At 41.5% G+C, this 12213-nt stretch carries 10 protein-coding genes; 3 read left to right on the top strand and 7 right to left on the bottom strand.

Features of this window, described 5'->3' with window-relative positions; genetic code table 11:
• Nucleotides 1–47: 47 nt before the first annotated feature.
• The 4 genes from B0183_RS00560 to mepM all read right to left on the bottom strand — a co-directional run bounded on the left by B0183_RS00560 (nucleotide 48) and on the right by mepM (nucleotide 5822).
• Nucleotides 48–710 carry a Bax inhibitor-1 family protein gene (locus B0183_RS00560; protein ID WP_010785792.1) on the bottom strand — a complete coding sequence of 221 codons (663 nt, stop codon included), beginning with the start codon at nucleotides 708–710 and terminating at the stop codon, nucleotides 48–50.
• 117 nt (nucleotides 711–827) lie between these two features.
• A complete protein-coding gene (clpB, locus tag B0183_RS00555; protein ID WP_078208171.1) occupies nucleotides 828–3401 on the bottom strand; it encodes an ATP-dependent chaperone ClpB in 2574 nt (857 codons plus the stop codon).
• A 304-nt stretch (nucleotides 3402–3705) separates the two neighbouring features.
• Complete coding sequence (dsbC, locus tag B0183_RS00550; protein ID WP_021112250.1) at nucleotides 3706–4389, bottom strand: bifunctional protein-disulfide isomerase/oxidoreductase DsbC; 684 nt, start codon at nucleotides 4387–4389, stop codon at nucleotides 3706–3708.
• 11 nt (nucleotides 4390–4400) lie between these two features.
• Nucleotides 4401–5822 carry a murein DD-endopeptidase MepM gene (gene mepM / locus B0183_RS00545; protein WP_035495712.1) on the bottom strand — a complete coding sequence of 474 codons (1422 nt, stop codon included), beginning with the start codon at nucleotides 5820–5822 and terminating at the stop codon, nucleotides 4401–4403.
• A 206-nt stretch (nucleotides 5823–6028) separates the two neighbouring features.
• Between mepM and znuC the strand changes: the two genes are divergently transcribed.
• From znuC to B0183_RS00530, 3 genes are all read left to right on the top strand, one after another.
• Entirely contained in the window at nucleotides 6029–6814 is a 786-nt protein-coding gene (znuC, locus tag B0183_RS00540; protein ID WP_021112231.1) for a zinc ABC transporter ATP-binding protein ZnuC, read from the top strand.
• A gap of 10 nt (nucleotides 6815–6824) precedes the next feature.
• Nucleotides 6825–7610, top strand: coding sequence for a zinc ABC transporter permease subunit ZnuB (gene znuB, locus B0183_RS00535; RefSeq protein WP_021113448.1), 786 nt, complete (start codon nucleotides 6825–6827; stop codon nucleotides 7608–7610).
• A 123-nt stretch (nucleotides 7611–7733) separates the two neighbouring features.
• On the top strand, nucleotides 7734–8531 hold the full coding sequence (locus B0183_RS00530) for a class II glutamine amidotransferase (protein WP_021110569.1): 798 nt from the start codon (nucleotides 7734–7736) through the stop codon (nucleotides 8529–8531).
• Between the two features lie 44 nt (nucleotides 8532–8575).
• Here B0183_RS00530 and lacD read toward each other — a convergent pair whose 3' ends face one another.
• The 3 genes from lacD to B0183_RS00515 form a co-directional block, all read right to left on the bottom strand.
• Nucleotides 8576–9517 carry a tagatose-bisphosphate aldolase gene (gene lacD / locus B0183_RS00525; protein WP_078208170.1) on the bottom strand — a complete coding sequence of 314 codons (942 nt, stop codon included), beginning with the start codon at nucleotides 9515–9517 and terminating at the stop codon, nucleotides 8576–8578.
• 10 nt (nucleotides 9518–9527) lie between these two features.
• Complete coding sequence (locus tag B0183_RS00520; RefSeq protein ID WP_021110506.1) at nucleotides 9528–9914, bottom strand: PTS sugar transporter subunit IIA; 387 nt, start codon at nucleotides 9912–9914, stop codon at nucleotides 9528–9530.
• Between the two features lie 102 nt (nucleotides 9915–10016).
• The gene (locus B0183_RS00515) at nucleotides 10017–11807 is read right to left on the bottom strand and encodes a glycoside hydrolase family 35 protein (RefSeq protein ID WP_078208169.1); all 1791 of its coding nucleotides are present in this window, start codon (nucleotides 11805–11807) and stop codon (nucleotides 10017–10019) included.
• Nucleotides 11808–12213: the final 406 nt, after the last annotated feature.

Here is a 12213-nt window from a genome sequence, read left to right as displayed (position 1 = left end):
GCGTCCCCTTATAACTATTTTTAATGAATCCAATGAGCTAAATTTATTTAGTCATCACTACTAAATACTCCTAAAAGCTGTAATAAGCTCACAAATAGGTTGTAGATAGACACATATAAATCAACGGTTGCACGGATATAGTTTGTTTCACCGCCGTGGATAATGTTGCTAGTTGAATATAAAATTGCAGCCGTTGAGAACACTACAAATAATGCACTGATCGCTAAACTTAACGCGGGCATTGCTAAGAAGATATTTGCCACAATACCCACTAATAACACCACGAACAACGCAATCATCATACCCGATAAGAAAGACATATCACGTTTAGTAGTTAATACATAAGCAGAACAGCTAAAGAATACCAACGCAGTCGCCCCTAAAGCCAATGCAACCACATCGCCTAAGCCATTGCTGATATAAGCATTTAAAATTGGACCCAAGCTATAACCTAAGAAACCCGTTAACGCAAAAACACTTGCTAACCCTGCTGCACTATTTGCCGTTGCATTGGTTAAGAAAAGTAAGCCATAAAAACCGACTAACATTCCCCACCAAGGTAAACGTGGTAAATTAAGTGTCATTGTGACAGATGCAACCACTGCCGAAAATACAAGCGTTAACGCGAGTAAGAAATAAGTATTACGTAATACTTTATGTGTGCTAAGAAGGGATTCACTTCTTGTGGAAGTGACTAAACGATCTTGCATAGAATCTCCTGTAAATAAATAGTTTTTGTGTTAAAAACGCCCACAAATTAGCGAGAAATCATAGAAAAGTCAATGTATTTCACAAAACAAAGGGCGTATCTATACGCTCTTACTCTTTTACTGAACTGCCACAACCCTTCCTTCTTGATAATCCACTGTCACAGGACTATTCGGCAACAATTTGCCAGAGAGAATTTGCTGTGCCAAGGTGTTTTCAAGCTCTTGCTGAATTGCACGTTTAAGCGGTCTTGCCCCAAAGAGTGGATCAAAGCCTGCTTCGCCGACATGATCAACTGCCGCATCGGTCACCGTCACTTCATAGCCACGCTCCGCCATACGTTTAATTAGACGTTCAAGCTGTATTCTTGCAATCGCACGGATATTTTCTTTATCTAATGGGTGGAATACCACAGTTTCATCAATACGGTTGATAAATTCAGGGCGGAAATGTTGCCCAACCACATTCATCACGATAGTTTTCATTTCATCGTAACTCATATTTTCCGCATTCTCTTGAATTAAGTGCGAACCTAAGTTTGATGTCATAATTACGACCGTATTACGGAAATCCACCGTACGACCTTGTCCGTCAGTTAAACGACCATCATCAAGCACCTGCAATAAAATGTTGAATACATCTGGGTGTGCTTTTTCTACTTCATCGAGCAATACAACCGAATATGGACGACGGCGAACTGCTTCGGTTAAGTATCCGCCTTCTTCATAGCCGACATATCCTGGAGGTGCGCCAACTAAGCGAGATACGCTGTGTTTTTCCATAAATTCGGACATATCGATCCGCACCATCGCATCTTGATCGTCAAATAGGAAGTTGGCTAATGTTTTGCAAAGCTCTGTTTTCCCTACGCCTGTCGGCCCTAAGAATAGGAATGAACCGATAGGGCGATTTGGATCAGACAAGCCTGCACGACTACGACGGATCGCATTTGCCACTGCATCAACGGCTTCACTTTGACCGATGACCCGTTTATGTAGCACCTCTTCCATTCGTAATAGTTTCTCTTTTTCCCCTTCCATCATTTTGGATACAGGGATACCTGAGGCTTTAGAAAGCACTTCGGCAATTTCTTCATCGGTCACTTTGGTGCGAAGTAGATGATTTTCACCGCCCTCTTCTTCACGTTTTACTGCTTCTTGTAACTGTTTTTCAAGGGCTGGGATTTTTCCGTATTGCAACTCCGACATTTTCTCAAAGTTATTCTCACGGCGAGCCTGATCCATTTCAATTCGGGCATTTTCCAACTCGGTTTTAATGTGTTGCGTGCCTAACAGAGCGGATTTTTCTGCTTTCCATACTTCTTCCAGTTCCGCATATTCACGTTCACGAGCGGTCAGATCCTCGTCTAATTTTGCAAGACGCTGACGGCTAGCTTCGTCTTCTTCTTTTTGCAACGCTTGACGCTCTAATTTCAACTGAATAATACGGCGTTCAAGTTTGTCTAACGGCTCTGGTTTAGAGTCGATTTCCATACGCAAGCTCGACGCTGCTTCATCAATTAAGTCAATCGCTTTATCGGGTAACTGACGATCGGAAATATAGCGGTGCGAAAGGGTTGCAGCTGCGACAATTGCAGGATCCGTAATTTGAACGTGGTGGTGAATTTCGTAACGTTCTTTCAAACCACGCAAAATCGCAATGGTATCTTCAACCGTCGGCTCATCAACCAACACTTTTTGGAAACGACGCTCCAGTGCTGCATCTTTTTCAATATATTGACGATATTCATCTAAAGTTGTCGCCCCGACACAATGCAACTCGCCACGAGCAAGGGACGGTTTCAACAAGTTACCTGCGTCCATCGCTCCATCGGTTTTACCTGCACCGACCATCGTATGAATTTCATCAATAAACAGGATCACTTGCCCCTCTTCTTTAGCAAGCTCATTCAATACCGCTTTCAAACGCTCTTCAAACTCACCGCGGTATTTTGCTCCTGCAATCAAAGCCCCCATATCTAAGGAAAGTACACGTTTGTTTTTTAGACCTTCAGGCACTTCGCCATTGACGATACGCTGTGCTAAACCTTCGACAATCGCCGTTTTCCCCACACCTGGTTCACCGATAAGCACTGGATTATTTTTAGTACGGCGTTGCAATACTTGCACTGTACGGCGGATCTCTTCATCACGTCCAATCACAGGATCAAGTTTGCCTACCTTAGCTCGCTCGGTTAAATCAATGGTATATTTTTGTAATGCTTGTCTCTTTTCTTCTGCATTTTGATTATTCACACTCTCCCCTCCACGAATTTGTTGAATAGCGGCTGTCACTTTCTCTTTGGTTAAACCTAAGTTTTTCAATAACTTGCCTAAATCACCATTATCTTCAAGTGCCGCAAGCACAAATAGCTCTGATGAAATAAAGCTATCGCCAAACTGTTGCGACAATTTATCGCATTGATTTAACAAGCGAAAAAGTTGTTGCGACGGCTGAGTATTGCCCCCTTGCACCTGCGGCAAGCGGCTGATAATGCCATCAAGTTCACTGCTTAAACGGTTCGGTTGCACATTTAAACTGGTAACAAGCGGTGTAATTGAACCATCATTTTGCTTTAACAACGCAAGCATTAAATGTGCTGGTTCAATATAAGGATTATCTTTGCCAACGGCTAAAGATTGTGCATCGGCAATTGCAGATTGGAATTTGCTGGTAAATTTATCAATATTCATAGGTTTCCCCTAAATTCTGTTTATTAATGTTCTGACTTCGAGATTACTCTCGCTTGACGTAACCATAAATTGGGATTGTCAAGGGGATTTCAAGAGAAAATGTGAAAGAGATCACAAAATTATGAAATCTATTGGGGGAGGAGCAGCTTTCAAGAAGCTAATGCATGGTCAATTTTTATCAGTATTCAAACGATGAAATTATAGGTCTTTAAATACGTTTAAAATTTACACTTAGGAATTCCCGCCTCTTGGGGCGGGGAGGATGTCAGAATAAAACCTATCCGCTTGTAGTTTAAATTAAGGGTTAGTGACTTAACATTTTGAGTAACTCTTTTGGCTCAACATAACCAGCGATTAACTCTCCTTCTTTTGTGACCATATTTGGCGTACCTGTAACCCCAAATTTAATCCCAAGCTCATAATGTTTTTTCACCATATTTGGCGTTTTTACCTGTTTTGGTAAGTTACCTTTCTCTGCTTCGTTTAACGCAAAGACTGGATCTTTTTCTGTCCAAATTGCTTCCATCTGTTTTGCAGTTTCAGTATTCATACCGCCACGAGGGAAAGCTAAATAACGAATAGTAATGCCTAAATCATTATATTCTTTGATCTTTGAGTGCAATAAATGACAATAATGGCAAGTAATATCCATAAACACAGTGACAACGTGTTTTTCATTTTTCGCAGGATACACAATCATCTCTTTTGCTAGACTATTAAGTTCTGCGAGTAATGCACGATTAGTAATATCAGTAACTTTGCCATCTTTTAATTCAAAAATCTGCCCGTGTATTACATAGCGTCCATCATTGCTAATTTGCACAACACCTTGATCGGAAATCGCTGTTTTAAAACCTGGCAAGGCAGATTCTGACAATTTCACATTAGTTGCCCCAATTTTCTCAAGTTGTTGCTGTAAGTTTTTATCATTCGCCTGTGCCGAACCTAAGATTGCAAGGCTAATTAGGGTCAATAGAATTTTTTTCATTATAAATCCTTCTAGAGTTTAAGTTTTGTTTCAATATTCCGTGCTTTCACTAAGAATGCTTTACGTTCTTTATCTGGCATACCAGATCCTATACCAGGCAATTTTACTGTCATTGGATTAACCGGTCGCCCATTGATATGAAATTCATAATGCAAATGTGCACCTGTTGAACGTCCTGTATTTCCAGACAACGCAATACGCTGTCCTTTTTTCACACTTTGCCCAACTTTAACTAACGATCGGCTTAAGTGCATATATACCGTAGTATATTGTCCCCCATGGCGGACTTTAATATAACGACCAGCACCGTTTGCTTGGTAAGCGATATGTTCAACAACACCATCTGCAGGGGCAATAATCGGCGTACCGCTTCGTACAGCAAAATCAACACCTTTGTGAGGAGCAACTCGTCTTGTTACTGGATGTAAGCGACGAGGATTAAAATGTGATGAAACTCTTGGTGTAAATGGCAATGGGTAACGAGCAAATCCTTTACCTAACGTTTCACCGTGACGGTTATAATAACGTCCATTATCAGCTTGAATGGCATAATAACTTTTCTTGCCACTGATGATATGAATAGCTTCAACATTACCTAAATCAGTAACCTTACCATTGATATACTCACGCTTCACTAAAATTGCAAATTTATCGCCTTTTTTCAATTTATTGGTGGAAATTTGCCATTGCAGACCGTTAGCTAACTGATTAATTTGACGTTGAGATAAACCTACCGCCTTTAAGCTGGCACTAAAACTACCATCAATGGTGCCTTTAATCACATCTTGTTGCCAAACACCTTTTTTCTGAATAGTTTGTACTGCAAATTGATCTTGTGCTTTACGCTCAAAAATTTTCTCTTCTTTTTCTGAGATAAGCCAGTTCATATATTCCAGCTCACCGTTATTGTCTAAAATCCAGTAGAACTGTTGCCCAACTTTAAGCTCGGCTAACTGTGGAAAAGTTTTTTCTAAGGCTTTTGCTGTAGCATGTGTTAATCCTGACTGCTCTAGTACATCTTTTAGCTGATCGCCTTGAGTTACGATATAACTAAACTGATTTTGGATACGTAATGCTTGATCTGCAATATCTAGCAGATCTTCTAACACACTTTCTGCTTCTTCTGATAATTTTTCACTTTCAGGTACAACCGCAGACTGACCTTCTACTTCATCATCAACATCACTTAACTCATCTTCATAAGAGGTTGCATTTTCATCAACAGGCTCGGCATTCACTTGTTCCTGTTCCTCTTTAGCAGAGGCAGTAAAATCAATGCTGATATACTTAGGCTCACCATGAGATAATCCTGTTGAAACTTCAGGCAACGACTGAGTAGCCAACGTAATCGGGATTTCTTGAGCCTCTGAAGAATTTGAACTCGGTCTTTTTAAGGTTAAAGCGATACCGATAAAGATAGATAATATAATCACCAAAAACACAAATGCCTTAGTTCTATTCTTCTTACGACGCCGATCTCTAGCAAAAATAACGTGTTGCAAAATTCTATCCTAAATAATTTCTTCTATGCTAACTTATTATAGACAAAGGAATGGGCAAAAAATTCCCATAGCTTTCTTGTAAAACAGCAAAAAATCCGCTAATTTTAAATCCTTAAATCCTTAAATTTATTAATGTTATGCAGATCAAGCAAATTAAGCCGATCCACAATTTAACGAAGCCCCTTGTGCAACTGAAAGCGATTAATGTTAATTTTGGTACACAAGTTGCCCTTGAAAATATTCATTTAAACATCTACCCCAATTCTATCACAACTATCGTTGGTCCTAATGGGGGGGGTAAATCTACCCTATTAAAAGTATTGCTGAAATTACAGCCAGCAACATCAGGGGAGGTTATTCACCAACCACAGCTAAAAATTGGCTATGTGCCACAAAAATTGCATCTGGATCACTCTATTCCCATTACCGTTGAAAAATTTCTATCTCTCAAGCCTAACAGCACTAAACCCTTGATAGATGAAGCATTGTCCCTATTTTCAATCACTCACCTTGCTAAGCATAGTATGCAAAAATTATCTGGCGGTGAGTTACAACGAGTACTGCTTGCCCGTGCAATTTTAGACCGTCCACAACTGCTTGTCTTAGATGAACCAATGCAAGGGGTGGATATTACAGGGCAAACGGAACTCTATCAACTATTAAATAAAACTCGTGAATGGTTAAACTGTGCTATTTTAATGGTTTCTCACGATTTAAACATTGTAATGGCAAATACGGACGAAGTACTATGCGTTAATCGCCATATCTGCTGTGCTGGTACACCTGAAAAAATTTCAAGTGACCCAAGTTTTATCCACTTCTTTGGCGATCAATTTGCGAAAAACGTGGCATTTTATTCTCATCACCATAATCACCATCACGACTTACAAGGCAATGTATGTCGTTGTAACGGACATCACTAATTGAGGCAATATGTTTGAGATTTTATTTCCTGCGTGGTTAGCAGGCGTATTTTTAACCTTCATCACCGCACCGCTTGGAGCTTTTGTCGTCTGGCGAAAAATGGCATATTTTGGTGATACCCTCTCTCACTCCGCATTACTTGGGGTTGCATTAGGAATTTTCCTACAAATCGATCCCTATATTGCTGTTATTCTAATGACCGTCATACTCGCCTTTTGCCTCGTCTGGTTAGAACAGCACTCTACTCACTCAGTCGATACCCTATTAGGCATTATCGCCCATTGCAGTTTATCCTTAGGCGTTATCACCATCAGCCTATTAGACAATGTTCGTGTTGATTTAATGTCCTACCTATTTGGTGATCTTCTTGCAATTGGTTTTAACGACGTACTCTTTATCAGCATCGGGGTTATCGGCATTGCGACACTACTGGCTCTGTATTGGAAAAAGCTACTCGCCATCACAGTCAGCCCTGAATTAGCTCAAATTGAAGGTCTAAATGTCGCACGCCTACGCCTCTTATTAATGTTGCTCACCGCATTAACCATTGCATTAAGTATGAAATTTGTCGGGGCTTTAATCATCACCTCACTACTGATTATCCCCTCTGCAACCGCAAGACGCTTTGCCAAAACCCCTGAAACAATGGTTATTTACGCCATCGGATTAAGCATATTATCGGTCAGTGGCGGATTATTACTCTCTGCCCTCAAAGATACACCAGCAGGACCTTCAGTGGTTGTTTGTGCAGGAACACTCTTTTTACTCTCATTAATTAAAAAAGAGGCGAATTAAGATCAATAAAATATAATTTTCCTATTGAATTTTTTGTCAAATTTCGCTTAAATCCCACCGCTTGTTAATGATAACAAGCGGTGGGATTTTTATATTTTTTTGAAGTAAATAAAGAAGTAAATTATGTGTCAATTATTAGGAATGAATTGTAATACGCCGACCGATATTACTTTCTCATTTGAAGGATTTCGACGGCGTGCAGGCTTAACCGACCACCATACCGACGGCTTCGGCATTGCCTTTTTTGAAGGCAAAGGTGTGCGTATTTTTAGAGACAATCGCCCAGGTGCCTCATCACCAATGGCAGATCTCGTCAGTCAATATCGAATTAAATCCTTTAACGTTATCGCCCATATCCGTAAAGCAACCTGTGGCGATGTCAATTTAGAAAATACCCACCCATTTATCCGCGAAATTTGGGGTGAAAACTGGGTGTTCGCCCACAACGGCACGGTTGATGTCAAAGTTTGCCCGAATAATCACTATCAGCCTATAGGCTCAACGGACTCTGAAGCCGCATTTTGCTGTATAGTTGCCAGCCTAAAACAACGTTTTCCACAGAAACCAAGTGAAAAAGAGATTTTTGACGCAATTGTAGATATTGCCAGTGAAATCGCTAAACACGGCGTATTTAATTTTATTCTTTCCAATGGGCACTGGATGATCGCACGTTGCTCAACAAACTTACATTATATCTGTCGCAAAGCCCCATTCGGCACGGCATTGCGTGATGATGATGTAATGATTGATTTCCGTGAATATACGGAAGAAAGTGATAAAGTCACCATTATTACAACCCAGCCTCTCACAAAAAATGAGAACTGGACAAAAATGAAAAATGGGGGCTATGTCTTCTTTAAAGATGGTGATGTACTCTTTGAAATTGAAGGTACACTACCTGAATGTAAACCTCACGTTTAAAATAGATTGCCCCTTTCTATACTCAAAAGGGGCAATTTACTTTTCTACTTAATCGGCGTTGCCGTGCGTTCTAACACTTCGAGCAACTCACTGATATTCTGTTTACCCTGTGTTTTAAGCCACTGGCGAGCGGCTTCAACACCTTCGGCTTTATAGGCTTCTGCACCGCCTGCCCAAGTGGCACGTCCGCACAGTACGCCGTTAAATTGACTGCCTGCTTGGTGAGCAAATTCAAGGGTTTGTTGGAACAGTTTGGCTGAAACGCCTGCACTTAAGAAAATAAACGGCAGATCTGTTGCTTCGCTTTGCTCTTTAAAGAATTCCGCCGCTTCTGCTTGGCTGTAAAGCACTTCACTGTCAGTAAAGCCTTCCACATAGCTCATCACCACAGGCACTTCCACTTTCAACACATCTACCCCAAAACGTTTGTCCGCAAAGAACTTCATCGCTTCAATCACTTTGCGCGGTTTCACTTTGGCGTTATAGACTTTATCTTCGTTTGAGCCATCGTAGGTTAAAATTTCTAAGAACAACGGAATTTGTTCCGCATTACATTCCGAAGCAACACGTTCAACAAAGGCAGCTTTGCGATCGTTAATTTCGTGTGGTTCATCAATGTCAAAATAGATCAACAATTTAACCGCTTCCGCCCCTTTTTCTTTTAAGCGATAGACGGACACATCATCAATCAAATCAGGGAAACGACCCACAGCGGTTTTATCATAGCCTGTTTTTTCGTATGCCATAATTAATCCGCAATTTGCATCACGTTTCTCTGAAGCCACCCAGCCAAATTCTGGATCAAGTAAGATCGACGACGCATAGGGGGTTAATTCTTGAGAGATCAAAGTTTTAAATTCGCTGACCTGCTGAGCGGTAATATCATCGCCCATCATTCGGCGTAACGCACCACGTTGGTCAATCGCAAGAGCAGCAATAATGCCCTCTTTGGTGCAAAGTTTTTTCATTAAATCTTGTTTAGACATACTACTACTCCTATTCATCATCGCCTAACGCTAAGTTTTTAAGTTGTTGAGCCACATCGTGAATTTGTTCTTTGGCATTTTCCAGTAAGCCGTCCGTGCCTTCTTCACTCACATAGCTAATCACCATCGGTAAATTCATTCCGCTATATAACCCTGATAATTTCGGCAAGTAACGCATTGCCACATTACACGGCGTGCCGCCCATAATGTCGCAAAAAACCACAATCTCACCGCTTGCATTCGCCAATGCTTGCTCAAATTTCACTTGGAAATCTTCATTGCCTTCGTGTGGATATAAGCAGACGGTTTGAGCATTGTCGATTTTGCCTAAAATCATTTCGGCAGTATCCAGTAAGCCTTCCGCAAACTCTCCGTGACTGATTAAAATTAAGCTCATAGTTGCTCCTTTTTTATCATTTATGATGTAGGGACACACTGCGTGTGTCCAAAAATAAACATATTGATACACAACGGACACACGCAGTGTGTCCCTACGGCTTTATAAGTTCTTCGTATTCAACTCTTTATAAATCGGCTTATCGCTAAATGTTAAGCTATCGATCTTCACCCCTTCCGTTTCAAAGACGATAATCTCATTCTCGCCTTTGTGCAGTAACGGTGCAGGCAGATAGAGATAACAGGTTGGGCCTTCATTCCAGTAACGTCCTAAATTCTCACCATTTACCACAATTACCCCCTTGCCGAACTCACGGGTATCAATAAAGGTATCTTGCGGTTCTTGGTCTAGGTGTAACTTAAATTGATAGAACGAAGGCGTTTGGCTGTCTTTTTCGCCATCAAAATCAATCTCTTCCAAGCGGTCAAAATCAATCGCATACTGTTGCCAGCCTGTGTGAAAATGCAGATCAAGCACAGCTCCTGCCCCGATCCCTTTATGCTGTGTCGCTGCAAGTAGCTTACCGCCGTAATTCACTCGTCCCATATTTTCCACTAATAGATCAAGTTGGAACTCGCCATTTGGTGTCTGTAACATCACTTCATTGCCGATCTCGTGTTGATACTGGGTGGCAACTTTTTGTTTATCGTTGAAAATCTGAATGCGATCTCTGCCTTGGTAAATTCTCAGCTTGATCTCACCGCTATATGCTGTCGGTTTGGCTCGATAAAGCAGATAGCCGTAGTAATGCCCTAGCTGTTCCATTGTTTGAGTGAACGGGCTTTCATAGCATTCACTGATTGTGTCTAAGGTACCAAACAACGAGACTTCATTTTGCACTGCAAGCGGTGGGTAAGCGGTGATATTTGGCAAAATCGGATCGACAATCGGGCTGGCATCAGGATACTGCCCTAGCACTTTTTGTAGCAGGTAGAATTTCTCTGACGGTTCACCCCATTCGTGAACAGGGGCATCATAGTCGTAGCTGGTTACTTGCGGTAAATCGGTGTCTAACCGTGCGGAACAGCCGTTCCAAAAGCCAAAATTCGTTCCGCCTTGGAACATATAGAAATTGATACTTGCCCGTTCGAGTAGCTCTTTGGTGCAGTCCGCTAAATCTTGAGCATCACGGCGGATCACAGGCTCTTTCCAACGGTTAAACCAACCGTCCCAAAATTCCATACACATCAACGGGTAAGATTTGCCGTGCTTATCAATATAACGTTGCAACTCATCTAAATTTTCATTGGAACGAGAGCCGAAGTTCCCCGTCGGCAAAATATCATCTTCGATCAACGCCCCTGCTTCTAAGGCGTTCTGCCACGCACCGTCTGACGTGAAAAGCGGTACGTTCACCCCGTGAATTAACATCAACGCCCGAATAGCTCTTAGGTAGTTTTTATCATTGCCGAACGAGCCGTATTCGTTCTCGATTTGCATCATTAGAATATTACCGCCTTGGGTAATTTGGTAAGGGGCAATGCGTGGAAGCAGTTCTTGAAAATAGCGGTCGATTTCAGCGATAAACAGCGGATCGTTTTGGCGTAAGCGGATATTTGGAATATTGAGCAACCACGCAGGCAATCCGCCAAACTCCCATTCCGCACAGATATAAGGTGTTGGGCGAAGAATAACGTACAACCCTAGATCTTTTGCTGTTTGCAAAAATTTGACTAAATCTGCCCGCTTGCTGAAGTTAAATTGATCAGGCTGTGGCTGATGTAAGTTCCACGGCACATAGGTTTCCACCGTGTTACACCCCATTGCCTTTAGGTTATAGAGCGTTTTGTACCAGTATTCCGGCACGATACGAAAATAATGTACTGCACCTGACAGGATTTTGAACGGTTTTCCATTGAGTAGGAAATCCTTTTCGCCGATTTGGAAAGGCATAGTTCACCTCGCTTAAAAGATATAAAACCGAATAAATCTAGAGAAGAGCGATTGGGTTTTAGATCTTGGTTATTTGTAACATTTTGAATGAATTTGACCGCTTGTTTTAGGGCGCCAAGCGTGGCGTCGCTACAATAACGTTGTATTGATACGCGGGTAGGGACACACTGCGTGTGTCCGTTCCAATATTTCCCACAACCACATTATTAATCAAGTTGAATGATTATTGACGGACACGCGCAGCGTGTCCCTACAAGACTAAATCCGAAGTGGTTGTAGGGACACGACGCCTCGTGTCCCTTTTAAATTACCCTTTCGCCAACAATCCAGCCCAAGATACGCGGGTAGGGACACACTGCGTGTGTCCGTTCCAATATTTCTCACAACCACATTATTAATCAAGTTG

The organism is Glaesserella parasuis, from assembly GCF_002015085.1.
Taxonomy (GTDB): domain Bacteria; phylum Pseudomonadota; class Gammaproteobacteria; order Enterobacterales; family Pasteurellaceae; genus Glaesserella; species Glaesserella parasuis.
Note: the sequence above shows the minus strand (reverse complement) of the source record. Positions and strands in the feature narration are given on the sequence as shown.

Excerpts from the sequence above, each read along its gene's own strand:
- znuB (WP_021113448.1), top strand. The coding sequence starts at position 6,825 with ATGTTTGAGATTTTATTTCCTGCGTGGTTAGCAGGCGTATTTTTAACC.
- znuC (WP_021112231.1), top strand. The coding sequence starts at position 6,029 with ATGCAGATCAAGCAAATTAAGCCGATCCACAATTTAACGAAGCCCCTT.
- dsbC (WP_021112250.1), bottom strand. The coding sequence starts at position 4,389 with ATGAAAAAAATTCTATTGACCCTAATTAGCCTTGCAATCTTAGGTTCG.
- lacD (WP_078208170.1), bottom strand. The coding sequence starts at position 9,517 with ATGTCTAAACAAGATTTAATGAAAAAACTTTGCACCAAAGAGGGCATT.
- B0183_RS00515 (WP_078208169.1), bottom strand. The coding sequence starts at position 11,807 with ATGCCTTTCCAAATCGGCGAAAAGGATTTCCTACTCAATGGAAAACCG.
- B0183_RS00520 (WP_021110506.1), bottom strand. The coding sequence starts at position 9,914 with ATGAGCTTAATTTTAATCAGTCACGGAGAGTTTGCGGAAGGCTTACTG.
- B0183_RS00560 (WP_010785792.1), bottom strand. The coding sequence starts at position 710 with ATGCAAGATCGTTTAGTCACTTCCACAAGAAGTGAATCCCTTCTTAGC.
- B0183_RS00530 (WP_021110569.1), top strand. The coding sequence starts at position 7,734 with ATGTGTCAATTATTAGGAATGAATTGTAATACGCCGACCGATATTACT.
- clpB (WP_078208171.1), bottom strand. The coding sequence starts at position 3,401 with ATGAATATTGATAAATTTACCAGCAAATTCCAATCTGCAATTGCCGAT.